The organism is Corynebacterium sp. LK28, assembly GCF_014335105.1.
Lineage (GTDB): Bacteria > Actinomycetota > Actinomycetes > Mycobacteriales > Mycobacteriaceae > Corynebacterium > Corynebacterium macclintockiae.
Map to the genome: position 1 here is coordinate 42,263 of NZ_PDGZ01000011.1, position 26,788 is coordinate 69,050.

Sequence of the window (26,788 nt, forward strand, 5' to 3'; positions counted from 1 at the left end):
GACGACATGATCGCAGTCAAAGAATTAACGAAAAAGTATGGGTCCACGGAGGTTCTCCATGGGCTGACTTTTTCGGTTCCAGATGGCCAGGTCACTGGCTTTCTGGGGCCGAATGGTTCCGGTAAGTCCTCCACGATGCGCTGCATCCTGGGGCTCGACACGATAGGTAAAGGCGAAGTCACCTTTAATGGCAAGCCTTTGAGTTCCTACCGCGCGCAGCGTCCTCACATCGCCGGCGCGCTACTGGAACCGACCTGGTACATGCCCGGCCACTCCGCCCGGGCGCACATCCGCTCCATCGCCCAGGCGGCCGGGATCTCGCAGTCCCGCGCCGACGAGTGCCTGGAGCTGGTGGGCCTGGCCGAGGTGCAAAAGCGCAAGATCAAGAAGTTCTCCCTCGGCATGAAGCAGCGCCTGGGTCTGGCCGTGGCTCTGCTGGGCGACCCGCAGCACCTCATCCTCGATGAGCCCGTCAATGGCCTCGACCCCGAAGGTGTGCACTGGATGCGTGGACTGATCCGCCGCAGCGCCGCCGAGGGGCGCGCCGTGCTGGTCAGCTCCCACCTGCTGCACGAGATGGAACTCACCGCCGACCGCCTTGTCGTCATTGGCAAGGGCTCCCTCATCGGCGAGTACACCATGGATGAGTTCCTGCGCACGGGCGCCCAGCCCACCATCCGGATGCGCGTGGCCGATCCCGATTCTTTTGTGGACGCCACCTCGCGCCTGGATGGCGTAAACCTCACACGGCAAGCCGACGGCTCCCTGGAGTTCGCCTCCGAAGCCCCCGACCTGGACAGGCGCCTCGGCGAACTGGCGCGCGACACCGGCGCGGTGGTTCTGGAGATGGCACCGCAGCGCGCAGGCTTGGAGCAGAAGTTCCTGGACGCGACCGGCCAGGCAGTGGAGTACCGAACTAAGGACAGGAGGGGCCAGTAATGCTAGGAATCATTCGCAGCGAATGGACACGCTCGCGCGTCATGTGGGGCACCTGGATCATGCTGGGGTTCGTCCTGCTGTTCTACATCGGGGCAAATGCGTTGACTCTGAGCTACTACAGGTCCGAATACGGAGCGAACGAGCCCGAGATCGGCCTGACAGAGCTGGGCGTGGGGCTTATGCCGGCTTACTTGCTGATCCTGTCGCTATCGGCCGTGCGAGTCAGCGGTACGCGCGGGCACAACCTGCATGCGCAGTCCTTCTTGGTGATCCCCGCCCGCTGGCAGCAGCTGTTCGCGCAGATGTTTGTCAACGCAGCCCTGGCGATGGTGACCATGGCTGTTGCGGTGGGAGTATCGCTGGCGATGGTGGCGACCTTGCCGCAGGAGCTAAACACAGACCAGCTGCCGCTGCTGGGCTATACGATCCTATTTGCCGGGCTGGTCAGCCTGATGGCCTCGGCGATCGGCGTGTTGATTCCCTCCCCGGCCGGCGCCGTGGCGCTGCCGCTGGTGTGGGCGACCGCGGTGGAGCTGATCTCTCAACAGCTCAGCCAATGGATTGCCGAATACATTGCGCCCTACCTGCCGTTCAACAACATTTGGATGATCCTGGGCGGCAACGTCTCCGTTGGCGGGCACGACACCCCGGTCAGCGTTGCAATTGTCTGCGCTTGGACTCTGGTGCTAGTGGTCTGGGCCTTCTTTGTCCACCAGCGCAAGGACGTTAAATAGTCGCGTTCTCCGCCGCTGCGATCTCGGCAGTGGGCTCGGTGGCCATCACCACCGACCCGCCGTCGCGCAGCGGCTTTAGTGTATCCAGCATCGACTGGGTATCGGTCCACGCGGGAACCAACACCCGCGGACCTTCTGGGGCGGGGGCGGCCGCCGGGCCGGGATAGGCATCCGGCTGCACGCGCAGCTCGGGGGAGAAGTCGTTCACGCCGAAAGGCAGCTCGCCGCCGGATTCCTCCACGCCGCGGCCAAACGGGTCGTCGGAAAGTATGTAGACCTCACCCGAGTGGGCCTCCGCCAGTGTTAAGTCGTCGGTAAAAAGCACGTCGCAGGAGTCGGCGTCCACAATAGAAACACCAGTCCGCCAGCAACCCAGAACAATCATGAGCGGCTGCCAACCCGGGGCGCAGGCGATCCCGACGGAGGTCGGGGCGAGCGAATCCAGCAGGTGGGCGGCCTTCGACTGCCAGTTGTGCAGGGTCTGGGCGGACAGCTCCATGCGGCCCGCCGGAGTGTAGGTGGTCAGGCGCGGGCTGGCCGGATCCTGGGCGACGAGCGGGGCAATAATATCCATTAGTTCACACACATCGGACCGTCGCCACCGGCGTCGATCGGATCCTTACGGTCGGTGCCCTGGCCGGTACCCGGCGTGCCAACGGTGGAGGGCTTGGCGGCGGTGGAAGTGGAGTTGCCAGTGGTGCCCGCGCTCGTGGTCTCGTCCGGAATGCCATCGCCGTCGAGGTCCTTCATGCCCTCGGTCAGCGTGCCGACATTCGGATCATCCGGCTTGGTCAGCGGGGCGGACTGCTCCAGGATGCCCGGGCCGGCGTAGGTGCCGGACAGGGTGACCGACAGCTCGTGTTCGTCCAGGGAGGAATCCTGGACGACAGGCAGCCCGCCCAGCTGCTTGGCCAGCGCCCGGGCGGCCGGATCGTCAGCGTTCTTCGCGTTGACCTGGGACTCCGACACACCGGTCTCCGGGTGGTTACCCACCTTGCCGGACTTGTAGCCGTACTGCTTTGCCAGCTCCGACACACGCGCCGCCAGGCCGGCCTGCTCGGAAGCGTTGAATACGTTGACCTTGTAGTCCCCGGCCTTGTAGTCGGTAATGTCCGCCGGCTTGTCGGAGGTGGTTTCCTCCTCGCCCGGCTTGTCGCCCAGCAGTTCCTTGAAGAACTTGTGGACCTGGTCGGTATCGACCGTGACGACGGACTCTCCGTAGTCGCCGGTGCCGTCGATGCTGGTGACGGGGATGGTCTGGAAGCTCACGTCGCCGCCGGCCATGTTCTGCATCTGTGTAGCCAGGCCCATGACATCCCAGCCGCTATCCAGCACCACGGAGCGCTGCACCGCGTTGTTGAGCTTGGACATGCTGCCGGGATCCGTCAGCGTCTTCGAGGACAGGACGTGGTTGGCCAGGCTGGCCATGTACGCCTGCTGGCGGGTGATGCGATCCAAGTCACCGCGGGGCAGTTCGTGGCGCTGGCGGACAAAGCTCAGCGCATCCTGGCCGGTGAGGGTCTGGCGCCCGGCCTTGAACTTCGCGCCGGACAGGGGCTCGTCCACCTTGTTTTTCAGGCACACGTCCACGCCGCCGACCGCGTCGGTCAGCAGCACAAAGCCCAGCAGGCCGACCTCGGCGTAGTGGTCCACGTTGATGCCGGTGAGGTCAGCCACAGAACTAATTAGCGCCTGTCGCCCGGCCTCGGTGGACTTCTTGTCGACCTCGGATTTGTTGGTCTCGCCGTTCTTGGACAGTTCCTGCGACTTCTCGAACTTCGCCGTTCCGTACACGCCGTTGAGCTTCATGTTTCCGTAGTCGCGGGTGCGCACGTAGGTATCGCGGGGCAGAGATACTGCGGTGGCGGAGGATCCATCATTCGGGATGCGGATCAGGATCATCGTGTCCGTGTTGGTGGCCTCTTCCTCGCCAGCGCGGAGCATGTCGATCTCCTGCTGCGACAGCGGATTGCCCTTCGCGTCCGTGCGCGAATCCACGCCCACCAGCAGAATGTCGGTCGCCCCATCGGGCTGGTTGCCGAGGTTCAGGTTATCGGCCTGAGCAAGACCATCGTTGAGGTTGCCGACGGCCATGTAGCCGATCCCCATCACGACCAGCGATAGTGCCGAGACTGCGGCGACTACTCCGCGCGACAGTCGGGAACCGATCTGCTTGGCTTCCCGGCCGCCCGGGGCTGCCTGGATGCGCCGCGAGTGGCGGCCTCTTTCATGCTCAGTCATTGTTATCACTTTAGCGGCAAAAATGCGGCTGGTGTAGTACTGGATTCATGAGTGTTTTGGTTTTCGGCGCCTCCGGCCAAGTCGGCCGCGCACTGTTGCGCCTTCGCCCGGACTTTGTGCCGGTAGGGCGAGCGCAGGCGGATCTGGCGGTGGCAGGTTCTGTGGATTCTTTCTTATTGACGCCACCGTCTCCCGTCGAAGCCATCGTCAACCTCGCCGCATTCACAGCGGTCGACGATGCCGAAAAGCCTGAGAACGCGAGTGCTGTGCACCAAGTGAATGCGGTAGCCCCTGGGCGCATGGCCTCCTGGGCGTGGGCGCACGGAGTGCCGATGCTACACGTCTCCACCGACTATGTGTTCCCGGGAACTCTGCCCGTGGGCTGGGAAAACCCAGTCGACGGCCAGCCCGCACCCGTGAACGCATACGGGCGCAGCAAGCTGGAAGGGGAGCGGCAGGTTCTGAACTTCGGCGGGCGCGTGGTGCGCACGGGGTGGGTGTACGACGCAGAGAGCCGGAACTTCGCCACCACCATGGTGCGCCTGGCCCGGTCGGGAGTGAACCCCACGGTGGTGGACGACCAATACGGCAGGCCCACCCACGCCTCCGTGCTGGCGGCGGAGCTCGCCGCCATGGTCGACGGGAAGCGCACCGCAGCGATCAGCCACGTGACAGGCTCCGGTCCAGTGACCACCTGGTGCGGATTCGCCCGCGAGATCTTCGCCACAATCGGCCACGACCCCCGGCGAGTGAAGGCTGTGCCGAGCAGCGAATATCCCACCCCCGCGCACAGGCCCCGCAACAGCACCCTGCAGATTCCAGCGAGTGGCCTGCCCGCGTGGCGAGATAGTTTGCGAGCCGCCCTGAGGTAACCTCAACGGCCATGACAGAGGCACCCATCGCGATTATCACCGTGACCTATTCACCGGGGGAGTACCTGGCCAAGTTCCTGGACTCGGTGCCGGCAAACGCCCGGGTCGTCATGGTTGATAACGGCTCCACCGACGGCGCGCCCGAAGCCGCCGCCGATGCAGGAAAGGCGGAGTTGCTCTACAGCGGGGGCAACATCGGCTACGGAGCCGGCATGAACCTCGGCGCCCGCCACCTGCGTGCGGCCCGCGAGGCTGGAGAAATCAACCGGGACTACCTGGTGATTTCCAACCCGGACGTGGTGTTCAGCGACGGTGCGATCGACGAGCTTATGGAGGCGGCGCGGCGTCATCCTCGAGCAGCAGCGCTGGGCCCCCGCATCGTAGAGGCAGACGGCACCGCCTACCCGTCGGCACGCGCGGTGCCGCAGCTGGGGTCCGGCATCGGGCATGCGCTTTTCGGCAAGATCTGGCCGACGAACCCCTGGACCAAGCGCTACCTGGACGATGCTGACATGGACAGCGAACGGCCCGCGGGGTGGCTGAGCGGATCCTGCCTGCTGCTGCGTTGGGATGCGTTCGAGGCGCTGGGTGGCTTCGACGAGCGCTACTTCATGTACATGGAGGACGTGGATCTGGGCGACCGGCTGGGGCGCGCGGGCTGGCTGAACGTCTTCGTGCCCAGCGCCGAGATTCGCCACGCCAAAGGTCACGTGGCCGGGAAGCACCCCGACGTGGTGCTGAAGGCCCATCACGACAGTGCGTACCGCTTCCAAGCTGATCGGCTGCCCGGGCTGCGTTACCTGCCGGTGCGGCTGGTGCTCAAGGCGGGGCTGAAGGTGCGCGAGAAGATCGCAATTGCCGCGGCCCACGGCGTGGGTTCTACAGCGGGCCGTTAACAGTAGCTAATCTGTGAGAATTAACAGCGATAGCAAGGGTATAGAAAGGCTAAAGAAGTGGTAGATCTCGCAGCCACGACCGACGCAGTGATCCTGGTCGGTGGCAAGGGCACTCGATTGCGCCCCCTGACCAACTCCATCCCGAAGCCAATGCTGCCGGTGGCGGGCGCGCCCTTCCTGGAGCACCTGCTGGCTCGCATCAAGGAGGCCGGCATGACGCACGTTGTGCTGGGGACCTCGTTCAAGGCGGAAGTTTTTGAGGAGCACTTCGGCGACGGCAGCCACCTGGGGCTGGAAATTGAATACGTCGTGGAAGATGAGCCACTGGGCACCGGCGGTGGCATCCGCAACGTCCTGGACCACCTGCGCTACGACCGTGCGATGGTATTCAACGGCGACGTCCTGGGTGGAACGGACCTGCAGGCCGTGCTGAATACGCACGTCGAGCAAGAGGCGGACGTCACCCTTCACCTGCTGCGCGTCTCCGACCCCCGCGCCTTCGGCTGCGTGCCGACCGATGCCGACGGTCGCGTGAGCGCCTTCCTGGAGAAGACGGAAGATCCGCCAACGGACCAGATCAATGCGGGCAGCTACGTGTTCAACCGATCCGTGATCGAGAAGATCCCAGCCGGCCGCCCGGTCAGTGTGGAGCGCGAGATTTTCCCGGGATTGCTGGAAGCCGGCGCCCGCGTATTCGGTCACGTGGATCAGGCCTACTGGCGCGACATGGGCACCCCGGCCGACTTCGTCCGCGGATCCTCGGACCTGGTGCGTGGTATTGCTCCCTCGCCACTGTTGGCTGGACGCAACGGAGAGAGCCTGGTTGATGAGTCCAGCGCCATCGCCGGGGGAGCGCTGCTGCTGGGCGGCACCGTGATCGGCCGCGGCGTGGAGGTCGGCGGCGGTGCACGCGTCGAGGAGTCTGTGATCTTCGACGGAGTGCAGATCGAAGCCGGCGCAACCGTTGAGCGCTGTGTTATTGCCGCGGGCGTGCGAATTGGCGCGCGGGCGCACCTGGTGGACTGTGTCATCGGTGAAGGCGCCGTCATCGGCGCGCGCTGCGAGCTGCGCGACGGGCTGCGCGTGTGGCCGGGAGTGAACCTGCCGGACGGTGGAGTGCGCTTCTCCTCTGATATTTAAGGCCGGTTTCGCGCCCGGCGAAAAAATTTAAAGAAATTTCACTACATCTAGTGTGTCCTGAACTAAAGGTTCAGGAGTACGCCCATATGTTGTGGTTTTAATTTTGGCCGCACGCATACATTGTGGTTGTGCGGCGTACCATTCGCTCAGGATTGCGGGGCGTATGGGGCGTATGTGACTGCTGTGACTAGTGGGGCTCCCGGGATTTCGTCAAAGGTTGACGTGGTGTAATTACCAGTGTGTAATCTTCAGTAGACCGACAAAAACGAAGCCTTTCAATGGCGCCAATCAGATGAGGAGATCCCCGTGGACAAGTCAGTAGACACAGCCCTTCGTGGCCACTTTGCTGACGGTTCCTCGGCGGTTGAGCAGGAGGCGAACGTGGATAACGAAGCTCGCCAGAAGAACCTCTTCGATCTAACGCAGGACTTCGATCTACTCTTCGATGCTGTGGAACAGGACTGGCAGGAACAGGCCCTGTGTGCACAGACGGATCCGGAGGCCTTCTTCCCGGAGAAGGGCGGCTCTACGCGCGAAGCGAAGCGAATCTGCCAGGCATGTGGCGTGCGTGACGAGTGCCTGGAATACGCCCTCGAACACGACGAGCGCTTCGGTATCTGGGGTGGACTCTCGGAGCGCGAGCGTCGCCGACTGAAGAAGCGTATCGGCTAATTAGCTTAAGCGGGGGTCGATCTGGTCGGGGGACACATTCAGGTAGCAGGCCACCAAGCGCACAATGATCATCCGTAGTAGTTCTCGAAGATCCTGCGCGGACGTTGCACGGGATTCTACGGGGCGGCGGAAGATGATGATGCGGGGGCGCGTCGGCGCCCCCTTGCTGTCCACGCCCGCCACGACTAGCCGACCCAGGGGAACCTGGCCATCGGCGACAACATCCTCCGGCCACTGCCGGTAGCCAGCACTCAGCCGCATGCGCGGGACAACGTCGACAGCAATGTCGAGGCTGGACAGTTCGGCGTCAAAACGCTCCAGGATTGGCTCGAAGGCATCGATAACCGCATCGTCGAAGCGCTGCGAACGCGACTTATTGCGCGGCACCTCCGGCAACAAGATGCCGCGGATGCCTCGACCGCGGGGATCCTGCCTCATGCGCGCCTCTTGCCTCATAGCCCCACATCTTAACCGCGGTACAGCGACATGCCACGAGGGCACGCTCGAAAGCGGACGGAAAAGGGCTACACTAATGCGCGTGACTTTCATCCGACAATGCTCTCGCCCCGGCTGCGGCAAACCCGCCGTCGCGACGTTGGAGTTCAACTATGCAGAGCAGCTAGCCATCGTGGGGCCGCTGAGCGTTAGCGGAAATCCGCACCGGTGGGATCTGTGCGAAAACCACGCCCGCCGCACCACCGTCCCCCAGGGCTGGCGGCTCGAATTCGTCGACGCCCCGGCAGAGGAGGCTGACGAAGAAGACCTTATGGCCCTGGCGGAAGCGGTGCAGCAGGCCGCAGAACACGATGTCGAGGAAGCACCGCAGCCAGCCCCCCGGCTTTACCGGCGCTCCGAAATCCCGGAGGCCACCCCGCACCACCCGTCGATGAAGAACCTGCCCCGATCCACCCCGCGCCGGCACCTGCGCGCGGTACGTAACCAGCATTAGCGAAAGGAAACCCCCATGGCTACCCACTCTCCCCAAGATGTAGCAGCGGCCATTAAGGCCTACGACGTACGCGGAGTTGTCGGCGAGGGCGCCGGATTCCTCAACGAAGACTTCGTGCGTGACGTGGCGGCATCCTTCGCCCGCCTCATGCGCGAAGAAGGGGCCGACACGATTGTGATCGGCCACGACATGCGCGACAGCTCCCCGAGCCTGGCCGCAGCTTTCGCCGAGGGCGTGAACGCGCAGGGACTGAACACCATCACCCTGGGGCTCACCAGCACCGACGAGCTCTACTACGCCAGCGGCGTGAAGCAGTGCCCGGGTGCGATGTTCACCGCCTCCCACAACCCAGCGAAGTACAACGGCATCAAGCTCTGCCGCGCCGGCGCCCGCCCCGTGGGGCAGGATTCTGGCCTGGACCGCATTTCCTCCGAACTGGTGGAAGGCGTGCCAGCCTACGATGGCGCGCCCGGCACCAACACCACTGAAGATGTGCTGGAAGGCTACGCCGACTACCTCAACAACCTCGTGCCGCTGAACATCCGCCCTCTCAAGGTTGCGGTGGACGCAGGCAACGGCATGGGCGGCCTGACCGTCCCGGCCGTGCTGAAGCAGGACGCGCTGGAGATCTTCGACCTCTACTTCGAGCTCGACGGCACCTTCCCCAACCACGAGGCAAACCCGCTGGATCCCAAGAACCTGGTCGACCTGCAGAAGTTTACCGTGGACCAGGGCGCGGATCTGGGCATCGCCTTCGACGGCGACGCGGACCGCTGCTTCATCGTCGACGAGTTGGGCGAGGCCGTTTCCCCTTCCACCATCTGCGCTATGATCGCCGAGCGCTACCTGGACGAACAGCCGGGGGCGACGATCATCCACAACCTGATCACCTCCAAGTCCGTGCGCGAGCTGGTGGAGGACAAGGGCGGCAAGCCGGTGCGCACCCGCGTGGGCCACTCCTTTATCAAGGCCCAGATGGCGCAGGAATCCGCAGTATTCGGCGGCGAGCACTCCGCCCACTACTACTTCAGCGACTTCTTCAACGCCGACTCGGGCATGCTGGCCGCCCTGCACGTCCTAGCTACCCTAGGCGGACAGGATAAGCCCCTGTCGGAGCTGAAGCGCGCCTACGAGACTTACCGTGCCTCCGGGGAGATCAACTCCGAGGTTGCCGACCAGGCGGGCCGCACCGAAGCCGTGGTGGAGGCCTTCGCCGATCGCACGGTATCCGTCGACCGGCTCGACGGCGTGACCATCGAGCTGCAGGATGGCTCGTGGTTGAACGTGAGGGCGTCCAATACAGAGCCCCTTCTTCGCCTCAACGTCGAAGCGCGCGACGACGAGGGCGTACAGGCCATCGTCGACGAAGCACTGGCAATTATCCGCGCTTAAGGGAGTTAAATGCAGCTCATCGAGGGTGTAGTACAGAATTACGCATGGGGTTCGCACGAGGCCCTGGCGCAGATCCAAGGGCGCCCGGCGCCAACCGAAAAGCCCGAGGCTGAACTGTGGTTCGGCGCGCACCCGGGAGCGCCGGGAGTGCTGCTGGACCTCATCGAGGCCGACCCGGAAGGGCAGCTGGGGCAGGGGCGCACGCGCCTGCCGTTCCTGCTGAAGCTGTTGGCCGCCGAGCGCGCCCTGAGCATCCAGGTGCACCCCACGAAGGCGCAGGCCGAAGCCGGATTCGCTGCTGACGAGGCCGCGGGAATCGCCCTCGACGCTTTCGAACGCAACTACAAGGACGACAACCACAAGCCCGAACTACTGGTAGCTCTGGGCGAGTTTGAGGCGATGGCCGGCTTCCGACCCCTGGCGCGCACCGCAGAGCTGCTGGAGTGGCTGGCTGTACCCGAACTGGACTTCCTGCGCGCCGCCGTGGTCGATGGCGATCTGCGCGAGGCCGTCGAGCGCACCCTGCACCTGCCCGCGCAGGACCTTCCCCGGATTATTGACGCCCTCACGCGGCGCTGCCGGGATGTTGCGGGCCAGGATCAGGGCTGGATGGGCGACGTGGCGGACCTTGTTGTGCGCCTGGAGGAGCAGTATCCGGCAGACGTCGGCGTGCTCTTTGGCCTGCTGCTCAACCGCGTGGTGCTGCAGGAGGGGGAGGCCCTCTACCTGGACGCTGGGCAGCTGCACGCCTACGTGCGTGGCACCGGCGTGGAGATCATGGCGAACTCCGATAACGTGCTGCGCTGTGGGCTGACCCCGAAGCACATCGACGTGGCGGAGCTGCTGAGCGTGGTGCGTTGGGAGGAACTGGCGGATCCCCGATTGCGTGCCGATAATGCTGGGGTGTACCACACCCCAGCAGAGGAGTTCAGCCTGTGCCGGATCGATGGCACAGGGCAAGTCACGGGGCCGGCGATCGTCCTTGCAGTGGGGGACACAGCAGAATGCGGCGAGCTGCAGGTAGAAAGCGGATCGGCAGCCTGGGTGCCCGCGGGCGAAGAGGCTACCGTGCGCGGAAAGGCCTTTATCGCTCGGCCGGGGGCGTAGCGTCCGTCGCCGGTCCCTTTGTGGTGTCGGTGGGCTTGCCCGTCTTCGGTTGCGGTTCGTCTGGATCGCTAGGTTCGCTCGGCGCCACCTCTGCATCCGTCTTGCCCGGGGTGGGTTTCTCGGTGGGGGTGGAGTGATCCTGATCGTCAGACCCGGCCGGCTCTGACGGGCGGGGGAACTCCGGGATTGGCGGAATCGGCGGAATGTGTGGGATTCCCTGATTCGAATCCTGGCCAGGCTTGGTGTGGGGCTGAGGCTGTGCCTGGGGCTGCGGCTGGGCCTGGGATTGGGGCTGTGCAGAGGTCTGGGGAGTGTTCTGCGAATTCAGCCCTTCCGCAATGATCGTCTCTGACGGCTGTGGGTTGGAGGTCTGGCGACCGTTCCACGCGTTCGGCGGAAGGTAGGGATCCTGTCCCAGCGGAGCTACGTTGGTGTAGTGTCCACTGCCGGGGCTTGCCTGGTGGGACGTGGAATAGGCCGGAGCCTTGGGCTGAGCCGTGGGCTCTGCCGAGGAGGGATTGTCGGGAACCACATCGTGTTCTTGGGACGCCGCTCCCGTGCTGATGGCGATCGTGGACTCCTCGGCGGACTGTGGCTTGGGTGCGGTGGCATCGGAGCCTGCCTGCCAGGTCCACACGCCAATCACGCCAGCAAGAGCCAAGCCGACCACGGCGATGCCGCTAATGACGCGAGGAAACCGCGGGTGCTCCTCGGGGGACTCGTAGATTACGGTGGTGCTTTCTTCTGTGGCCACTCGGCTCACCTCCTTTACTCTGTCGGTGTTGTCGACTCCTGCTGTGCAATGCGGGCGAGGGAAACAATGTTCCCCGGAAACCTACACTCGCGAACAAGAAAAGGTCACAATTTGGTTAAGGATAGGGAAGAGCCTAGCAGGGATCGTGCCATTTGACCATGGCTGCCACGCGCGCAAACGCGCTACAGTCGGTAATTAAGTGACAGAAAGGTCGGCAGGATGAGCAACTGGGACGAATTAATCTTCACGCAGGAAGACAACGTGGACTTCCTTGACGAAGTGGCAGAGCTTGAGGGCAACGAGGTTGCCCAAGCGCTGGTGGACGCAGTGAATCTGGCGCTACGTGACGGCCAGCCCGGATCCGTGGATCACTCCGTCGGCCTCTGCGCCGCAACCGTGGCGGCCATCTGGTCGGGCGCGCCGTTTAGTGTGGCGAACGTGGCCGACGATCACCCCTTCATCCGCGCCCACATCGGCCAGTGCCCAACCAACCTGCAGGAGGTTTCCTTGCAGCTCTTGGATGGCGAGTATGAGCGGCTGAGCGCCACGGAAGCAGTAGAGGCAGAAGACCTGGAAACCTTTGTTGAGGCCTTAAGTTAGAGTCCGGGACTGCTTGTCCAACACGTCTAATACACTGTGTTTGGTTTGTTAAATACAGCGTTTGCTAATCATGTGAGGAGTCACCCCACCCATGGAGTTTAAAGTCAAGGATCTCTCTCTGGCAGAGGCCGGCCGCCACCAGATCCGCTTGGCGGAATACGAGATGCCGGGGCTGATGCAGCTGCGCCGCGAGTACGCCGAGGATCAGCCACTGAAGGGCGCCCGCATCGCTGGTTCCATTCACATGACCGTGCAGACGGCCGTTCTGATCGAGACCCTGGTGGCCCTGGGCGCGGAAGTGCGCTGGGCTTCCTGCAACATCTTCTCCACTCAGGACGAGGCCGCGGCGGCCATCGTGGTCGGCGACGGTACCCCGGAGCAGCCCGCCGGCGTGCCGGTGTTCGCGTGGAAAGGGGAGACCCTGGACGAGTACTGGTGGTGCCTGAAGCAGATCTTCACCTGGGGTGAGGGCGTTGAGGCGAACATGATCCTCGACGACGGTGGCGATGCCACCATGGCCGTCATTAAGGGCATGGAATTCGAAAACGCCGGCCTCGTTCCGGATGCCGAGCCGCAGGATGCAGACGAATACAAGGCCTTCCTAGAGATGCTGCGTACGACTTTGGCGGAGGACGGTAGCTTCTGGAGCCGGGCGTCAGAAAACATCAAGGGCGTAACCGAAGAAACGACGACGGGCGTGCACCGCCTGTACCACTTCGCGGAACAGGGTGTGCTGCCGTTCCCGGCGATGAACGTCAACGATGCGGTGACGAAGTCCAAGTTCGATAACCGCTACGGCACCCGCCACTCGCTGATCGACGGCATCAACCGCGCCACCGACATGCTGATCGGCGGCAAGTCGGTGCTGCTGTGCGGCTACGGCGACGTCGGCAAGGGCTGCGCCGAAGCGCTGGCGGGACAGGGCGCGATCGTGAAGGTCACCGAGGTCGACCCGATCAACGCCCTGCAGGCGCTGATGGACGGATTCGAGGTTGTGCAGGTAGAGGACTTTATTAGTGACGCCGACATCGTCATCACTGCGACGGGGAACCTCGGAATCATCACGTTTGAGCACATGCAGATGATGAAGACCCACGCGGTACTGGGCAACATCGGCCACTTTGACAACGAGATCGACATGGCCAGCCTGCTGCACCGCGAAGACGTCAGCCGCGTGACCATCAAGCCGCAAGTCGACGAGTTCACCTTCCCAGGCGCACACGGCGACCCGGTATCTATCGTTGTGCTGAGTGAGGGCCGCCTGCTGAACCTGGGCAACGCCACCGGCCACCCGTCGTTTGTGATGTCCAACTCCTTCGCAGATCAGACGATTGCGCAGATCGAGCTATTCACGAAGTCCGACCAGTATGGCAACGAGGTGTACCGCCTGCCGAAGATTCTGGACGAGATGGTTGCGCGCATCCACGTTGAGGCGCTGGGTGGCAAACTGACGACGCTGACGAAGGAACAGGCCGAGTACATCGGCGTGGACGTTGCCGGCCCGTTCAAGCCGGAGCACTACCGCTACTAGAACATGATCATTAGCTTCGAAGGAGTAGACGGCGCCGGGAAGAACACCCTGGTTACTGCCGTGGAAAAGGAACTGGTGGCGCGTGAAGTGCCCGTGGCTCGGGTGGCTTTCCCGCGCTATGAGGAATCGCACTCCGCCATGCTGGCGCGCGAGGCACTGCACGAAAACCTGGGCGACCTGATTGATTCCGTGCACGGCATGGCCGCCCTGTTTGCGCTGGATCGCGCTGAGATCGGGGCAGAGCTGGCGGACTTTGATGCCGACGGCTACGTGATCCTGATCGACCGCTACACCGCATCGAACGTGGCCTACTCCGCGGCGCGGGTGGGCGGAGACGTGGCAGAAGTCGGCGAGTGGGTCACCCGCCTGGAACAGGACAAGCTAGGGATTCCAGCGCCCGACCTGCAGATCCTGGTGGACGTGGAGGCCGACGTGGCCGGGCAGCGCGCCCAGTCGCGGGAGGCACAGGATCAGTCGCGCGCGCGGGACGCCTACGAGCGGGACGGGAACCTGCAGGAGCGCACCGTCCGTGCTTACCGGGATCTCGCGCAGCGGGAATGGCTCAGTCCCTGGGTGGTGGTCGACAGCACCGGAGACGACTGTGAAGGACGCGCGGCAAAGGTCGCGGACCTGCTGGAAGAAATGAGAGGATAACACCGTGGAAACGACAATTCTGGTGGTCGATGACGACCCGGCAATCGCGGAAATGCTCACGATCGTCCTGCAGGGCGAAGGGTTCCGCACCGTCGTCGTGGGCGATGGAGTAGAGGCAGTAAAGGCCGCACAAGAGTGCAACCCCGACCTGATTCTGCTGGACGTGATGCTCCCCGGCATGAATGGCATCGACGTGTGCAAGGCGGTGCGCGAGCACTCCACAGTGCCGATCGTCATGCTGACGGCGCGTACCGACACGGTGGACGTGGTGCTGGGGCTGGAATCCGGCGCGGATGACTATGTACACAAGCCCTTCAAACCGAAGGAGCTAGTGGCGCGCGTGCGCGCCCGCCTGCGCCGCACCCCGGAGGAAGCCCAGACGGTGGAGTCCATCGACATCGCGGATCTACACATCGACGTGCCTGGCCACCAGGTGATCCGCGATGGCCAGGAGATCTCGCTGACCCCCATCGAGTTCGACCTGCTGGTCACCCTCGCCTCCCGTCCGCGCCAGGTGTTCTCCCGCGAAGAGCTGCTGGAGCAGGTCTGGGGCTACCGCAAGTCCAGCGATACCCGCCTAGTGAACGTACACATCCAGCGACTGCGCTCGAAGGTGGAGGTCGATCCGGACGACCCGAAGATCATCCAAACCGTCCGCGGAATCGGTTACAAAACCGGCGAATAGGCGCCCGTGGATCAGGAACAACGGCAGGACGGCACGCGTAAGAAGGACCGCAAGTCCAGGGCGGCAGAGGTTGCAGCCCAGCTGAGACGGCGGAAGGAAACCCTCGAGGAGGGGGCTACATTCTGGTCAGTGCTGCGCGACTTCTTCTGGCGACCGAAAGAGACCTGGCGCCGGGCGAAGAACACACTCTGGCTACGGTGGCGCGAGTCGATTCAGACACGCGTGATTGGCAGTGTGCTGGCCTCTAGCTCGGTGGCGATTCTGCTTATCGGCTTCATCCTGACCAGCTTCCTTGGCCAGCAGCTGCTGAACACCAAGTACTCCGAGGCCATCGAAGGCATGGATCGGGCGCGTGCTGCGGTGGAAGAGCAGATCGGTGCGACGGACTCCTCCAACCCGATTTCGGTGCGCCTAAGCTCAGCCCGGGCTGTACTTTCGAATCGCTCTGCGGGCGTGGACGAGACAAGTGCACCGGTGTATAACTCCGTCCTCATCGCCTCTGATGCCAGCGATGCGGACACGCAGATCCCGACCGACATCACCATCCCCGATGGCCTGCGCGACTTCGTGCGCCAAGGGCAGGTGGCCTACCAATACGCCCGCGTGGACGGCGACAACGGCAGCTACAAGGCGCTAATCATCGGCAGCCCGGTGAACTCCGATATCCCTGGGCTGGAGCTTTATCTGTTGATGCCGCTGTCTGCCGAGGAAGCCACGCTGAGCCTCATGCGAGGCCTTCTGGTGGCCGGCGGGATCGTCCTGATCGTCCTGCTGCTGGTTATCGCGTGGGTGTTCTCCCAGCAGCTCATCGGCCCGGTGCGCTCCGCCTCGCGTATCGCGGAGCGCTTCGCCGCCGGCCACCTACGGGAGCGCATGGTGGTCGACGGACAGGACGAAGTTGCGAAGCTGGCCATTAGCTTCAACGACATGGCCGAGAAACTGTCCACACAGATCCGCAACCTGGAAGAGTTCGGCTCTCTGCAAAGGCAATTCACCTCGGACGTCTCCCACGAGCTGCGCACCCCGCTGACAACCGTGCGCATGGCTGCGGACATGATCGAGGACAACGCAGATGAGCTCGACCCCGTCACTGCCCGCGCCGCGCACCTCATGACGAAGGAGCTCGACCGCTTCGAGACTCTCCTCGGCGACCTGCTGGAGATCTCCCGCCACGATGCGGGCGTGGCGAACCTCTCGGCCGAAAAGGTCGACGTGCGTGGTGTGGTGCGCTCCGCGCTGCAGCAGGTGCGCGCCATCGCCGAAGACGTCGGCACCGAGTTCAACGTGGATCTGCCGGAGGAACCGGTGGTTGTCCCCGTCGACTCCCGCCGCGTGGAAAGAATCTTGCGTAACCTCCTGGCCAACGCTGTCGATCACTCCGAGGGCAAACCCATCGACGTCGAGATGGCAGTAGGCAAGGGCTCCCTGGCCGTTGCCGTCACCGACCACGGCGTGGGGCTCAAGCCCGGTGAGGAAGAGATGGTGTTCAACCGTTTCTGGCGCTCCGATCCCTCCCGTGAACGCCGCACCGGTGGCACGGGCCTGGGCTTGGCCATCGCGAAGGAGGATGCAAACCTGCACGGTGGTCGCCTCGAAGCGACCGGAGAGCCCGGTGTGGGCGCCTGCTTCCGCCTGACCCTGCCCCTGAAGCAGGGGCGGACCGCGAAGGCCTCGCCGCTGCCTTTGGAGGTTGAGGCTGAGGGCGTCACTACCGAAGAGCAGGAAGGAGGCAACGATGAGTAACAAGACCATGAAGGTGCTGGCCGCAGTGACGGGGCTGGGGCTGATCGCGGCGTGCTCGACGCTGCCGGATAACTCCAGGCCCGAGGCGATCTCTAGCTACGCGCCGGCCCCCAGCGGGCAGGAAGCCCCGACGCCGGGTGACGGGCAAGCCGCCGACTTGCTGCTGCGCGACTTCTTCACCGCCAGTGCCCACCCGCTACGCGACCACCAGGCGGCGAAGAAGTTCCTGACCCCAGGGATGCAGAACAGGTGGCAGTCCAACGCGCCGACGATGGTCCTCGACCGCATCGACATCGCCTCGGAAGGCGAGGGTAGCGACACCAAGATCACCTACCGCGTCCGCGGCAACATCGTCGGCAACCTGGGCGTGGGCGGCGTGTTCGACCCGCAATACTCGGCGTTTGAAACCAACTACGAGCTGCAAAGCATTGACGGCCAATGGCGCATCAGCAACCTGCCGAACGTTGTGGTGCTGGATCGCCAGGACTTCCTGAGCACCTACCGCGCCCGCAACGTCTACTTCCCGGATCTCAACGGTCGTGCGCTCGTGCCGGATCGTCGATGGATCTACACCGGCCAGCAGTCCACCGCTGCCTCCTTGGTCTCGCTGTTGGTCGCCGGACCGCAGGAGCGCTTAAAGAAGGCGGTGCGGAACCTTCTTCCTGAGGACGCCACCGCCCAGGTTTCCGCCGACAACGAGGGAGACCCCTCCGTCAACTTCAGCGGCATCCAAGGGCTATCGCCTGACGTGCGGCGCTTGCTGGCCGCGCAAGTGGTGTGGACCCTTGCCGGATCCGAGGTTCGCGGCCCCTACGAGCTGCTGGCGGACGGCACGCCGATGTCCGACGACATGCGGCAAAAGTGGCTGGTCCAAGACCTGTCGGAATTCGATCCGAACGTGCAGGCACAGGTTCCACTGCGGGCGGTCTCCGGCGGTGATGTTTATCAGCAGGACGGCGCACGGGCCAAGAAGCTGGACGGTTGGCTGGCCGATCGCTACGTCGAGTCTGTGGCCTTGAGCCCGCGCGACGAGGTCTACGCCGCCGTGACCGGGCGAGGGGACGAGCAGCGCCAGCTGGTCATCGGCGGGAGGGACGAGCAGCCCGTCAGCTCCGTACAGGCGAAGTCCCTGACCCGGCCGACCTGGGGCCTGGACGCCACGACGCTCTACGTGGTGGTTGATGGCGAGAAGATCGTGCAGATCACCCGCAACCCGGAAACCGGCATCGCGGGGGAGAAGGAAGTCGATGCGGAAAACCTGAAGATGATCGAAGGCGACGAAAAACGCATTAGTGTGTTCCGCGTTTCGCACGATGGCACGCGCGCGGTGATGGTTGTCAACGGGCGGGTATACGTATCGGTGCTGGAGACCACCGAGGGCAGCAACAAGCGACTGGGTTCGCCGGTGGAGATCGGCAGCGCGGTGGGGGACACGGCCGTCAGCGCCGACTGGACCGAGGACGGTTCCGTGCTGGTCGGCACGCGCGCCAACGATGCGCCGGTGTGGGACGTGGAAGTGGATGGCTCCTATTCGCAGCAGATCACCGGTAGGAACCTGGCCGCGCCGGTGGTGTCGGTGGCAACGGACGGCAACAAGATTTACGTCACCGATGCCAATGCCTTGATGCAGTTCGACGTGGCTTCTGAGGAATCCCGCTTCTGGCGCGAAGTGCCGACCATGCAGGGAAAGCGGGCGACACCGGTGCTTGCGGACTAGGCTGGCTGCTTGTGGGGATCAGGGGGGATCTGGAAGCGCTTGCGGGGTTGGTCTGGCGGGCTGACTGCGTGTGCTGCGGACAGTTGAATGCGCAGCCGGCTGGGGGCGTGGTTGGTCGGCAACTGTGTGCAGAGTGCGGGGTGCAGCTGCTGCAGCCGTGGCAGCGTTGGCAGCCGCGGGTGGCCACCGTGCCGGTGTTTGCCGCGGGTACGTATGGCGGGGCGCGCCGGATGCTTATCCTGAGTGCGAAGGATCGTCTGCGGCCAGCAGCAATCACCGTCGCCGGGCGAGTGCTGGCCGCCGGGATTTTGCATGTTGCGGGATTGGGCCTGGTGCCGGATCCGCGGTTGGGGCGAGTGGTGTTGCTGCCTGCCCCGACGCGCAAGTCCGCAGCTCGACGCCGCGGCGGGGATATTGTGACGCGCATGTGTCATGCGGCGGCCGAGTTGTATTCCGGGATTGAGGTTCACCCGGTGGCGTGGCTGGATGAGCGAAGCGTGGACTCGGTAGGGCTGGACCGCCACCAGCGGCGCGAGAACGTGGCGGGCAGCATCTTGTTTGATACCGCGGCGATTGCACGCTTGCGTGGGGCGGAAGAGGCCGTAATTGTGGACGATGTGTGCACCACCGGGGCGACAACTGCGCAGTTCGCGCTGGCGTTATCGGCGCGTGGGGTACGGGCCAAGCTGGCTCTGGTGATAGCTGGAGCATAATTAGGGGGATACGCCCTAGCCCCAACAGTTCGATAGGTAGAATGGGAGCTGGAACGATCACCGTTGAAAGGCGGGGTAATCCGGCCCAGTCTTGGCGGTGACTGACTTTGGAGGTTGAGCAATGTCGACGGGCAAAAATTCGTCCAACTTCGGCAACGAGGAAGTGAACGCACCCGAGGCAGGCGTGGAAATCACCGGCCGCAATGTGGAGGTGCCGGAGCACTTCGCCGAGCGTGTTAAGGGCAAGCTGGCGAAAATCGAGCGCCTGGATCCCACCCTCACCTTTTTCCATGTAGAGCTGCAGCACGAGCCGAACCCGCGCCGTGGTGACGAGCAGGATCGCCTGCAGATTACGGCTACCGGCAAGGGGCACATCGCCCGCGCGGAAGCCAAGGAAGATTCCTTCTACGCAGCCCTGGAGGTTGCTGTTGGGCGCATGGAGCGCTCCCTGCGCAAGGTAAAGGCCCGCCGTAAGATTGCCCGCTCCGGGCACCGCACTCCGATGTCCATGGGAGAGGCCGCAGCCAGCCTGGTTGAAGAGGCCCGCCCGCAGGAGGAGCCGCAGAACGAGCAGGCTGGCCAGTACGACGTTGATCCTTATGAGGATCAGTTCAAGCCCGGCCAGGTTGTGCGCAAGAAGGTGCACAAGGCTGCCCCCATCAGCGTTGATCAGGCGCTGAGCGAAATGGAGCTGGTCGGTCACGACTTCTTCCTGTTCATTAACGAGGAGAATGGCCAGCCGTCCGTGGTGTACCGTCGCCACGCATTCGATTACGGTCTGATCACCCTGGAACAGAAGGAAGCCTAAACTTCCGGCGAAGTCCTAGCGCAGATGCATGTCTTGCCGGGTGCGGTTGCCTCCGCACTCGGTGGTGCGGGTAGAATTGTCCGAAGCTAATAAGTTCAAGACCCCGAGAAAAGGACAGCATCATCGTGCTAGGACTTTCGAAAATCCTGCGTATGGGCGAAGGCCGTGCGGTCAAGCGCCTGGCAAAGATCGCCGATCAGGTGATGGCCCTCGATGAGGAATACACCGAACTCAGCGATGACGAGCTGCGTGCCAAGACCGACGAGCTGAAGAAACGAGTCCAGGAAGACGGCGAAAGCCTGGACGACATTTTGCTCGAAGCTTTCGCCACTGCGCGTGAGGCTTCCTGGCGCGTGCTGGGGCAGAAGCACTACAAGGTGCAGATCATGGGCGGTGCCGGCCTGCACTTCGGCTACGTCTCCGAAATGAAGACCGGTGAGGGTAAGACCCTGACCTGTGTGCTCCCCGCCTACCTCAATGCACTGTCCGGCAAGGGCGTGCACGTCGTTACCGTCAACGACTACCTGGCTAAGCGTGACGCCGAGTGGATGGGTCGTGTGCACCGCTTCCTCGGCCTGTCCACCGACGTGATCCTGAGCGGCAAGAGCCCCGCCGAGCGCCGCGAAGCCTACTACGCGGACATCACCTATGGCACGAACAACGAGTTCGGCTTCGACTACCTGCGCGACAACATGGCTCACTCCCTCAACGACCTGGTGCAGCGTGGCCACAACTTCGCCATCGTGGATGAGGTCGACTCGATCCTCATCGATGAGGCTCGTACCCCGCTGATCATTTCCGGCCCGGTTGAGGGTTCCAGCAAGTGGTTCACCGCCTTCGCAGCAATCGCTCCGAAGCTGACCCGCGATATCCACTACGAAATTGACGAGCGGAAGAAGACCGTGGGCGTCAAGGAAGAGGGCGTGGAGTTCGTCGAGGACCAGCTGGGCATCGAGAACCTATACGCACCTGAGCACTCGCAGCTGGTGAGCTACCTCAACAACTCCATCAAGGCCAAGGAGCTGTTCACCCGCGATAAGGACTACATCGTCCGCAACGGCGAGGTCGTCATCGTCGACGAATTCACCGGCCGCATCCTGGACGGTCGCCGCTACAACGAAGGCATTCACCAGGCGATCGAGGCGAAGGAACACGTCGAGATCAAGAACGAGAACCAGACGCTGGCCACCGTCACGCTGCAGAACTACTTCCGCCTGTACGACAAGCTGTCCGGAATGACTGGTACGGCGGAGACCGAGGCCGCCGAGCTGAAGTCGACCTACAAGCTGGACGTCGCTGCGATCCCGACGAACAAGGAAAACAAGCGTAAGGATCACGTCGACCTGATCTACAAGACGCAGGAGGCGAAGTTCGAGGCTGTTGCCGAGGACATCGCCGAGCGCGTGGAGACCGGCCAGCCGGTGCTGGTGGGTACGACCTCCGTGGAGCGCTCCGAGTACCTGTCGAAGCTGCTGCAGCGCCGCGGCATCAAGCACAACGTGCTGAACGCGAAGTACCACGAGAAGGAAGCCGAGATCGTCGCACAGGCCGGCCGCTTGGGCGCGGTCACCGTCGCCACCAACATGGCCGGCCGTGGTACCGACATTGTGCTGGGTGGTAACCCGGACATCCTCGCCGACATCAACCTGCGCGAGCGTGGCCTGGATCCGGTGGAGACCCCGGAGGCCTACGAAGAGGCCTGGGACGACGAGATTGAGAAGGTCCGCAAGGAATCTAAGGAAGAGGCAGAGAAGGTCCGCGAGGTCGGTGGCCTGTACGTGCTGGGCACGGAGCGCCACGAGTCCCGCCGTATCGACAACCAGCTGCGCGGCCGTTCTGCACGTCAGGGCGACCCGGGCGAGACCCGTTTCTACCTGTCCATGCGCGACGACCTGATGGTGCGCTTCGTCGGCCAGACGATGGAGGCGATGATGACCCGCCTGAACATCCCGGATGATGAAGCCATCGACTCGAAGATGGTCACCAACGCCATCAAGGGCGCACAGTCCCAGGTGGAGTCCGCCAACTTCGAAATGCGCAAGAACGTTCTGAAGTACGACGAGGTCATGAATGAACAGCGCAAGGTGATCTACAGCGAGCGCCGTCAGATCCTCGAGGGCGAGGACGTGGAATCGCAGATCCGCAGCATGCTGAAGGACACCATCGAGGCCTACGTCGACGGCGCCACCGCCGAGGGCTACGTCGAGGACTGGGACCTGGATACCCTGTGGAACGCCCTGGAATCCCTGTACGGTCCGACGTTCACCCACGAGTCTCTGGTTGAGGGCGACGACTACGGCCGCCCCGGCGAGCTGAGCTCCTCCCAGCTGCTGGAGGCCGTGCTGGAGGACGCTAACCACGAGTACGACGAGCTGGAAGACAAGGTCACCGAACTCGCCGGCGAGGAGCAGATGCGTGGCATGGAGCGCGCATCCCTGCTGAACGTCGTGGATCAGAAGTGGCGCGAGCACCTCTACGAGATGGATTACCTCAAGGAGGGCATCGGCCTGCGCGCAATGGCGCAGCGCGATCCTCTGGTGGAATACCAGCGTGAGGGCGGCGACATGTTTAACCGCATGAAGGACGGCATCAAGGAAGAGACCGTCCGCCAGCTGTTCCTGGTGCGCAACCAGCTGAAGAACGCCGGCCAGGTGCACGTCGATGACCCGGCTGCCGGTAACGAGGGCGTGGCGGTCGACCGCGCTACGCAGACCACCATGGGTGGCTAGCCTCTAGATCAGACTGAGGCTATCGATCGCCCAGATCTTGATCCCGCGCCGCGCGGAGCTGCGAATCTGATGCAGCCCCGCGCGGCGCTTTTGCGTGTGCTGCGACATCGTGCCTGCCAAGGCGCGCACCCTGTCGCCCATCTGTACCGACGCGCAGAAGCGTACGCAGTCGCTGGCGCTGGGCTGTATGTGCAGGCTTATTATCGACGCCCCCACCTGCACCGGACGCGAACTTCGGCGAACTCGTAGTTGTTCCAACACCCGTTCGCTGAACGGTGCACGGCGCAGATTTTCGATCGGTCGGCGCCCTTCCAGTGCCTCCAGCCACAACTTGACCATCTGAGCGATGCGTTGGGGTGGGGGCGTGTGGGCGTCTAGAAAAGAATCGGCGACGACCGCCGACGGTTCCTTTACCGCCACGGCCGGGGTGGGCGGGCGCAGAAACACGAAGTCCGTTAGCGGGCGGGTGGGCGTTGAAGTGGTCACGAAAGAAGTTCCCCCTAGAAGATGTGATCGTGGCGCTTTCCCCCGAAGGCGCCGTACGCGACCAACTATAGCGAACCCGGCGCCCAGTGGGGAGGCGGCGGGCGAAAAGATGGCAGAATGTAGGGCATGCGTGGACTAGTAGTTGATTATTGCGGAGTGTTGGACGGAGCCGAGGAAGATCGTCGGCGGTGGCGGAAGCTGCTGTCCGCAGCGCGGGCAGAGGGGATCGCGACGGCGATTCTGTCTAACGACCCAGGTGGGGCGGGCGCGGCGCCGATTCGCACATGGCTGGAGGGCGGTTACGTGGATGCCGTGATCCTGTCCGGCGAGGTCGGCGCGGAGAAGCCCTCGGAGGAAATCTTCCGCATCACCGCCGATCGCCTGGACCTGCCGCAGCAGGACCTGGTGCTGGTGGACGACAACATTTTGAACATCCGCGGGGCCGTCGATGCGGGCCTGATCGGCATTTACTACCAGCAGTTCGACCGCGCGGTGGTGGAAATCACCGGCGTGTTCGAGCTGGAGGGGGAGTTCTAAACCATGTTGGTGTACATTCCCGCGACCTTTGACATGCTTGGCACCCTCGCGGAGCAGGGCGAGCACCCGGTGCGTTCCGCAGTGGGATTCGCCCTGACCCCTGCGGTGCGGGAGTTCTACACCGGTGGCGACGAGGAAGAGCTGGCGTACACGGCCTTCCTGGATGCCGCGCGCGCCTCGCTGCGGTTACTGAGCGCGGGCGGGGAGGAGCGCTTCCCGCACCGTCGTGTGGTAATCAGCGCCGAGTTCGACGATTCGGCCGTGACGCTGGCGCCGGAGGACGGTGAGTCTGTGGTGCGGCTGGACCCGGCCGTCGTTAAGGTGCAGCAGTTGTTGGCGATCCATGTTGATGACGCCGACGCGGAGGCCGCCACGGCGAAGGCGATCGAGTGCGTTGACGCAGCTGACCTGGGGGATGAAGATGCGGAATTCGCGCTGGGGGACTGCGAAGACAACCTTATGAGCTGGTACGACGCGAAGGAGCTGCCGTTCCTGGTGGACCTGATGTAGCTTATCGGGCTACATTTCCCACTCGTTGTTGCTGCGCAGGGCTTCCAATAGGCGGCGAATCGCAGTGACGCGCCGGGCGGAGGGGCCGGTGAGGGTATCCAGTGCGCACTCCGGGTCCGCGGGCGGGCCCATGTGGGTGCAGCCGCGCGGGCAGTCCTCGATGACTTCGCGCAGATCCTCGAAGACCTCCACCACTTTGTCCGGGTCGACGTGCGCCAATCCGAGGCTGCGGATGCCCGGGGTGTCGATGATCCAGCCACCCTGGGGGAGTTGGAGGGCTACCGACTGGGTGGAGGTGTGCCGCCCCTTGCCCACGCCGCTGACTTCGCCGGTGGCGCGCTCTGCATCGGGGATGAGGCGGTTGAAGAGGGTGGACTTGCCCACTCCCGAATGCCCCACCAGTGCGCTGACGTTGCCGGTGATGTAGCCGGAAAGCGCATCGAGGGGATCATCGATGCCGGTGGTGAGCACCTCGACGTCCAGGTCGCGGAACTCGGCGGCGAAGGCGCTGGGGTCGGCCAAGTCGGACTTGGTGAGGCACACCAGTGGGGTCAGGCCGCCGACGAAAGCCGCGATGAGGGCGCGTTCCACGAAGCCGGTGCGGGGTGGGGGATCGGCGACGGCGCTGACGATCAACAGGTAGTCCGCGTTGGCAACGACGATGCGTTCAAAAGAATCGGTATCGTCCGCAGTGCGGCGCAACACCGAGGTGCGGTCTTCGAGACGCACGATGCGTGCCAGGGTGTCCTTCTTGCCGGAGGTGTCGCCGACCACGCCGACGTGGTCGCCGACGACGACGTTGGTACGCCCCATCTCGCGGGCGCGCATGCAGGTGACCAGGGTACCGTCCTCGTCCAACACCACGCCCCACCGGCCGCGATCCTTGGAGACAACCATGCCGCGCTTGGCGTTTTTGTGGCTGGGGCGATCCTTGGTGCGGGGGCGGGAGCCCTTGCCGGGGCGCACCCGGACATCGGATTCGTCCCAGTTGCGGGCGCTGCTGTGTCGCCGCGCCATCTAGCGTTCCTGGCCTAACAGCTGTGCCCAGCGGCGGCGGAAGCCGGGGAGTGTCTTGGCGGTGGTATCCACGTCGGAAACCTGGATGCCCTCTACCCGCAGGCCCAGGATCGCGCCGGCGGTGGCCATGCGGTGGTCGGCATAGGATTCCCACCGGCCGCCTTCCAGAGCTGCCGGGTTGATAATGAGCCCGTCGGCGGTCTGTTCGACATTGCCTCCCAGGGCGTTGATGTTGTCGGCCAAGGCCTGCAGCCGGTCGGTCTCGTGTCCACGCAGGTGCGCGATGCCGTAGAGGTGGCTGCGGGATTCTGCGAGGGCGGCCAGGGCGGCGACAGTCGGGGTGAGCTCGCCGATGTCGTGCATGTCCCAGGTGATTCCCTCGAGTCGGCCGGAGCCGGTGACTACGAGTTCGCCACGGTGTACGTCGAGCTCGGCCTCTGCGCCCATGTCCAGCAGGATCTGGCGGAACTGATCGCCCGGCTGGTTGGTGGTGGCGGGCCAGTTCTGGATACGCACAGTGCCACCCGTGAGGACGCCCGCGGCCATGAACGGGGTGGCGTTCGACAGGTCTGGCTCCACATTCCACTGGCGACCGTGGATCGGGCCGGGGTGGACTGTCCAGCGGTTGAAGGAGGTCTCGACGTTAACGCCGGCCTCGCGCAGCATCTGCACCGTCATTTCGACGTGTGGCTGGCTGGGAAGGGAGTTGCCCTCGTGGATGACCGTGACGCCCTCGGCGAAGCTGGCACCGGCCAGCAGCAGGCCGCTGACGAACTGGGAAGACTGGGAGGCGTCGATGGTGATCTCGCCGCCCTGGATCTGCCCCTTACCCTCTACGAAGAAAGGCAGCCCCTCCGGGTTGCACTCCGTGCTGGTGCTTACCTCCGCGCCTAGGGCGCGCAGGGAATCGAGGGTGGTGGACATCGGACGGCGTCGAGCCTCTACGTCTCCGTCGAAGGAAACAGTGCCGTTGGCCAATGCCGCGATCGGTGGGACGAAACGCATGACGGTGCCGGCCAGCCCGCAGTCGACCTGCCCGCCATGCAGCTTCTCGGCAGGGGTGACATACATCTGGTCGTTTTTCAGCAGGATCTGGGTACCCATGGCGCGCAGAGCCGCCATCATCAGTTCCGTATCGCGGCTGACGAGGCCACCGGTGATCGTGGAGGGCGCATCCGCCAGCGCGGCGAGGATCAGCGCACGGTTCGTAATCGACTTCGAGCCGGGGATGGCCACGGTGGCCTGTACGGGCTCGGTGGCGACGGGGGCGGGCCAGAGTTGTTCAGACATACCTGCAGACATACCCATATTGTCTCACTTTTTTGCTGGAAAAGAAGTATGGGGTGGGCATAATAGGCAGGT

27 protein-coding genes are annotated in these 26,788 nt (G+C 63.9%); 20 read left to right on the forward strand and 7 right to left on the reverse strand.

Annotation, left to right across the window (positions count from 1 at the left end):
• Positions 1 to 6 precede the first annotated feature (6 nt).
• Together CRD15_RS05910 and CRD15_RS05915 are read left to right on the forward strand one after the other, a co-directional pair.
• On the forward strand, positions 7 to 939 hold the full coding sequence (locus CRD15_RS05910) for an ATP-binding cassette domain-containing protein (protein ID WP_034971244.1): 933 nt from the start codon (positions 7 to 9) through the stop codon (positions 937 to 939).
• Positions 939 to 1,673: an ABC transporter permease gene (locus CRD15_RS05915; protein ID WP_187402144.1), complete on the forward strand. Its 735-nt coding sequence runs from the start codon at positions 939 to 941 to the stop codon at positions 1,671 to 1,673. Before CRD15_RS05910 ends, CRD15_RS05915 begins: the two co-directional genes overlap by 1 nt.
• On the opposite strand, the gene CRD15_RS05920 is transcribed toward CRD15_RS05915, so the two are convergent.
• On the reverse strand, positions 1,666 to 2,247 hold the full coding sequence (locus tag CRD15_RS05920; protein ID WP_034991980.1) for a TIGR03089 family protein: 582 nt from the start codon (positions 2,245 to 2,247) through the stop codon (positions 1,666 to 1,668). The genes CRD15_RS05915 and CRD15_RS05920 overlap by 8 nt on opposite strands.
• Positions 2,247 to 3,914 (reverse strand): LCP family protein, encoded by a 1,668-nt coding sequence (locus tag CRD15_RS05925; protein ID WP_187402145.1) that lies wholly within the window; start codon positions 3,912 to 3,914, stop codon positions 2,247 to 2,249. The genes CRD15_RS05920 and CRD15_RS05925 overlap by 1 nt, the downstream gene beginning before the upstream one ends.
• Before the next feature lie 47 nt (positions 3,915 to 3,961).
• On the opposite strand from CRD15_RS05925, the gene CRD15_RS05930 reads away from it, so the two are divergent.
• The 4 genes from CRD15_RS05930 (at position 3,962) to CRD15_RS05945 (ending at position 7,494) form a co-directional block, all read left to right on the forward strand.
• The gene (locus CRD15_RS05930) at positions 3,962 to 4,786 is read left to right on the forward strand and encodes a sugar nucleotide-binding protein (protein WP_187402146.1); all 825 of its coding nucleotides are present in this window, start codon (positions 3,962 to 3,964) and stop codon (positions 4,784 to 4,786) included.
• Positions 4,787 to 4,797: 11 nt separating this feature from the next.
• On the forward strand, positions 4,798 to 5,682 hold the full coding sequence (locus tag CRD15_RS05935) for a glycosyltransferase family 2 protein (RefSeq protein WP_187402147.1): 885 nt from the start codon (positions 4,798 to 4,800) through the stop codon (positions 5,680 to 5,682).
• 57 nt (positions 5,683 to 5,739) lie between these two features.
• A complete protein-coding gene (locus CRD15_RS05940) occupies positions 5,740 to 6,822 on the forward strand; it encodes a sugar phosphate nucleotidyltransferase (RefSeq protein WP_034977737.1) in 1,083 nt (360 codons plus the stop codon).
• A 306-nt stretch (positions 6,823 to 7,128) separates the two neighbouring features.
• Complete coding sequence (locus CRD15_RS05945) at positions 7,129 to 7,494, forward strand: WhiB family transcriptional regulator (RefSeq protein WP_034971252.1); 366 nt, start codon at positions 7,129 to 7,131, stop codon at positions 7,492 to 7,494.
• Here the strand turns inward: CRD15_RS05945 and CRD15_RS05950 are convergent, their stop codons facing one another.
• Positions 7,495 to 7,950, reverse strand: coding sequence for a metallopeptidase family protein (locus tag CRD15_RS05950; RefSeq protein ID WP_034979559.1), 456 nt, complete (start codon positions 7,948 to 7,950; stop codon positions 7,495 to 7,497).
• A gap of 76 nt (positions 7,951 to 8,026) precedes the next feature.
• Here CRD15_RS05950 and CRD15_RS05955 point away from each other — a divergent pair, with 76 nt between their 5' ends.
• From CRD15_RS05955 to manA, 3 genes are read left to right on the forward strand one after another with little or no spacing between them, the layout of a single operon-like run.
• Positions 8,027 to 8,443, forward strand: a complete 417-nt coding sequence (locus tag CRD15_RS05955; RefSeq protein ID WP_035006903.1) for a DUF3499 domain-containing protein — start codon at positions 8,027 to 8,029, stop codon at positions 8,441 to 8,443.
• Between the two features lie 15 nt (positions 8,444 to 8,458).
• Positions 8,459 to 9,835 carry a phosphomannomutase/phosphoglucomutase gene (locus CRD15_RS05960; RefSeq protein ID WP_187402148.1) on the forward strand — a complete coding sequence of 459 codons (1,377 nt, stop codon included), beginning with the start codon at positions 8,459 to 8,461 and terminating at the stop codon, positions 9,833 to 9,835.
• Positions 9,836 to 9,844: 9 nt separating this feature from the next.
• Complete coding sequence (gene manA, locus CRD15_RS05965) at positions 9,845 to 10,942, forward strand: mannose-6-phosphate isomerase, class I (RefSeq protein WP_035006899.1); 1,098 nt, start codon at positions 9,845 to 9,847, stop codon at positions 10,940 to 10,942.
• Here the strand turns inward: manA and CRD15_RS10120 are convergent.
• Positions 10,920 to 11,696 (reverse strand): hypothetical protein, encoded by a 777-nt coding sequence (locus tag CRD15_RS10120; RefSeq protein ID WP_230580178.1) that lies wholly within the window; start codon positions 11,694 to 11,696, stop codon positions 10,920 to 10,922. The genes manA and CRD15_RS10120 overlap by 23 nt on opposite strands.
• Before the next feature lie 219 nt (positions 11,697 to 11,915).
• Here CRD15_RS10120 and CRD15_RS05975 point away from each other — a divergent pair, with 219 nt between their 5' ends.
• The 9 genes from CRD15_RS05975 (at position 11,916) to secA (ending at position 22,876) form a co-directional block, all read left to right on the forward strand.
• Positions 11,916 to 12,296, forward strand: coding sequence for a DUF4259 domain-containing protein (locus CRD15_RS05975; protein ID WP_034971258.1), 381 nt, complete (start codon positions 11,916 to 11,918; stop codon positions 12,294 to 12,296).
• 91 nt (positions 12,297 to 12,387) lie between these two features.
• Positions 12,388 to 13,827, forward strand: a complete 1,440-nt coding sequence (gene ahcY, locus CRD15_RS05980; protein WP_035006897.1) for an adenosylhomocysteinase — start codon at positions 12,388 to 12,390, stop codon at positions 13,825 to 13,827.
• Positions 13,828 to 13,830: 3 nt separating this feature from the next.
• Positions 13,831 to 14,481, forward strand: a complete 651-nt coding sequence (locus tag CRD15_RS05985) for a dTMP kinase (RefSeq protein ID WP_034971260.1) — start codon at positions 13,831 to 13,833, stop codon at positions 14,479 to 14,481.
• Positions 14,482 to 14,485: 4 nt separating this feature from the next.
• The gene (gene mtrA, locus CRD15_RS05990) at positions 14,486 to 15,166 is read left to right on the forward strand and encodes an MtrAB system response regulator MtrA (protein WP_034972343.1); all 681 of its coding nucleotides are present in this window, start codon (positions 14,486 to 14,488) and stop codon (positions 15,164 to 15,166) included.
• Between the two features lie 132 nt (positions 15,167 to 15,298).
• Positions 15,299 to 16,909: an MtrAB system histidine kinase MtrB gene (gene mtrB / locus CRD15_RS05995; RefSeq protein WP_222866468.1), complete on the forward strand. Its 1,611-nt coding sequence runs from the start codon at positions 15,299 to 15,301 to the stop codon at positions 16,907 to 16,909.
• A complete protein-coding gene (gene lpqB / locus CRD15_RS06000; protein WP_187402149.1) occupies positions 16,902 to 18,626 on the forward strand; it encodes an MtrAB system accessory lipoprotein LpqB in 1,725 nt (574 codons plus the stop codon). Before mtrB ends, lpqB begins: the two co-directional genes overlap by 8 nt.
• Positions 18,627 to 18,733: 107 nt before the next feature.
• A complete protein-coding gene (locus CRD15_RS06005; protein WP_230580177.1) occupies positions 18,734 to 19,339 on the forward strand; it encodes a ComF family protein in 606 nt (201 codons plus the stop codon).
• Positions 19,340 to 19,460: 121 nt separating this feature from the next.
• Positions 19,461 to 20,147, forward strand: a complete 687-nt coding sequence (gene hpf / locus CRD15_RS06010; RefSeq protein ID WP_034971265.1) for a ribosome hibernation-promoting factor, HPF/YfiA family — start codon at positions 19,461 to 19,463, stop codon at positions 20,145 to 20,147.
• A gap of 125 nt (positions 20,148 to 20,272) precedes the next feature.
• A complete protein-coding gene (gene secA, locus CRD15_RS06015) occupies positions 20,273 to 22,876 on the forward strand; it encodes a preprotein translocase subunit SecA (RefSeq protein WP_034971266.1) in 2,604 nt (867 codons plus the stop codon).
• A gap of 3 nt (positions 22,877 to 22,879) precedes the next feature.
• Here the strand turns inward: secA and CRD15_RS06020 are convergent, their stop codons facing one another.
• Positions 22,880 to 23,362, reverse strand: coding sequence for an Rv3235 family protein (locus CRD15_RS06020; RefSeq protein WP_187402150.1), 483 nt, complete (start codon positions 23,360 to 23,362; stop codon positions 22,880 to 22,882).
• 126 nt (positions 23,363 to 23,488) lie between these two features.
• Here CRD15_RS06020 and CRD15_RS06025 point away from each other — a divergent pair, with 126 nt between their 5' ends.
• Positions 23,489 to 23,899 (forward strand): HAD family hydrolase, encoded by a 411-nt coding sequence (locus CRD15_RS06025; protein ID WP_034971268.1) that lies wholly within the window; start codon positions 23,489 to 23,491, stop codon positions 23,897 to 23,899.
• Positions 23,900 to 23,902: 3 nt separating this feature from the next.
• Positions 23,903 to 24,409 carry a hypothetical protein gene (locus CRD15_RS06030; RefSeq protein WP_034971269.1) on the forward strand — a complete coding sequence of 169 codons (507 nt, stop codon included), beginning with the start codon at positions 23,903 to 23,905 and terminating at the stop codon, positions 24,407 to 24,409.
• Positions 24,410 to 24,418: 9 nt separating this feature from the next.
• Here CRD15_RS06030 and rsgA read toward each other — a convergent pair whose 3' ends face one another.
• Together rsgA and aroA are read right to left on the reverse strand one after the other, a co-directional pair.
• On the reverse strand, positions 24,419 to 25,426 hold the full coding sequence (rsgA, locus tag CRD15_RS06035; protein ID WP_187402151.1) for a ribosome small subunit-dependent GTPase A: 1,008 nt from the start codon (positions 25,424 to 25,426) through the stop codon (positions 24,419 to 24,421).
• The gene (gene aroA, locus CRD15_RS06040; RefSeq protein ID WP_187402152.1) at positions 25,427 to 26,716 is read right to left on the reverse strand and encodes a 3-phosphoshikimate 1-carboxyvinyltransferase; all 1,290 of its coding nucleotides are present in this window, start codon (positions 26,714 to 26,716) and stop codon (positions 25,427 to 25,429) included.
• Positions 26,717 to 26,788 lie beyond the last annotated feature (72 nt).

Excerpts from the sequence above, each read along its gene's own strand:
- CRD15_RS06030 (WP_034971269.1), top strand. The coding sequence starts at position 23,903 with ATGTTGGTGTACATTCCCGCGACCTTTGACATGCTTGGCACCCTCGCG.
- CRD15_RS05950 (WP_034979559.1), bottom strand. The coding sequence starts at position 7,950 with ATGAGGCAAGAGGCGCGCATGAGGCAGGATCCCCGCGGTCGAGGCATC.
- aroA (WP_187402152.1), bottom strand. The coding sequence starts at position 26,716 with ATGTCTGAACAACTCTGGCCCGCCCCCGTCGCCACCGAGCCCGTACAG.
- CRD15_RS05935 (WP_187402147.1), top strand. The coding sequence starts at position 4,798 with ATGACAGAGGCACCCATCGCGATTATCACCGTGACCTATTCACCGGGG.
- CRD15_RS05955 (WP_035006903.1), top strand. The coding sequence starts at position 8,027 with ATGCGCGTGACTTTCATCCGACAATGCTCTCGCCCCGGCTGCGGCAAA.
- lpqB (WP_187402149.1), top strand. The coding sequence starts at position 16,902 with ATGAGTAACAAGACCATGAAGGTGCTGGCCGCAGTGACGGGGCTGGGG.
- CRD15_RS05985 (WP_034971260.1), top strand. The coding sequence starts at position 13,831 with ATGATCATTAGCTTCGAAGGAGTAGACGGCGCCGGGAAGAACACCCTG.
- CRD15_RS05930 (WP_187402146.1), top strand. The coding sequence starts at position 3,962 with ATGAGTGTTTTGGTTTTCGGCGCCTCCGGCCAAGTCGGCCGCGCACTG.
- CRD15_RS05960 (WP_187402148.1), top strand. The coding sequence starts at position 8,459 with ATGGCTACCCACTCTCCCCAAGATGTAGCAGCGGCCATTAAGGCCTAC.
- CRD15_RS05920 (WP_034991980.1), bottom strand. The coding sequence starts at position 2,247 with ATGGATATTATTGCCCCGCTCGTCGCCCAGGATCCGGCCAGCCCGCGC.
- rsgA (WP_187402151.1), bottom strand. The coding sequence starts at position 25,426 with ATGGCGCGGCGACACAGCAGCGCCCGCAACTGGGACGAATCCGATGTC.
- CRD15_RS05925 (WP_187402145.1), bottom strand. The coding sequence starts at position 3,914 with ATGACTGAGCATGAAAGAGGCCGCCACTCGCGGCGCATCCAGGCAGCC.
- manA (WP_035006899.1), top strand. The coding sequence starts at position 9,845 with ATGCAGCTCATCGAGGGTGTAGTACAGAATTACGCATGGGGTTCGCAC.
- CRD15_RS05915 (WP_187402144.1), top strand. The coding sequence starts at position 939 with ATGCTAGGAATCATTCGCAGCGAATGGACACGCTCGCGCGTCATGTGG.
- CRD15_RS05975 (WP_034971258.1), top strand. The coding sequence starts at position 11,916 with ATGAGCAACTGGGACGAATTAATCTTCACGCAGGAAGACAACGTGGAC.
- hpf (WP_034971265.1), top strand. The coding sequence starts at position 19,461 with ATGTCGACGGGCAAAAATTCGTCCAACTTCGGCAACGAGGAAGTGAAC.
- ahcY (WP_035006897.1), top strand. The coding sequence starts at position 12,388 with ATGGAGTTTAAAGTCAAGGATCTCTCTCTGGCAGAGGCCGGCCGCCAC.
- CRD15_RS05910 (WP_034971244.1), top strand. The coding sequence starts at position 7 with ATGATCGCAGTCAAAGAATTAACGAAAAAGTATGGGTCCACGGAGGTT.
- CRD15_RS06025 (WP_034971268.1), top strand. The coding sequence starts at position 23,489 with ATGCGTGGACTAGTAGTTGATTATTGCGGAGTGTTGGACGGAGCCGAG.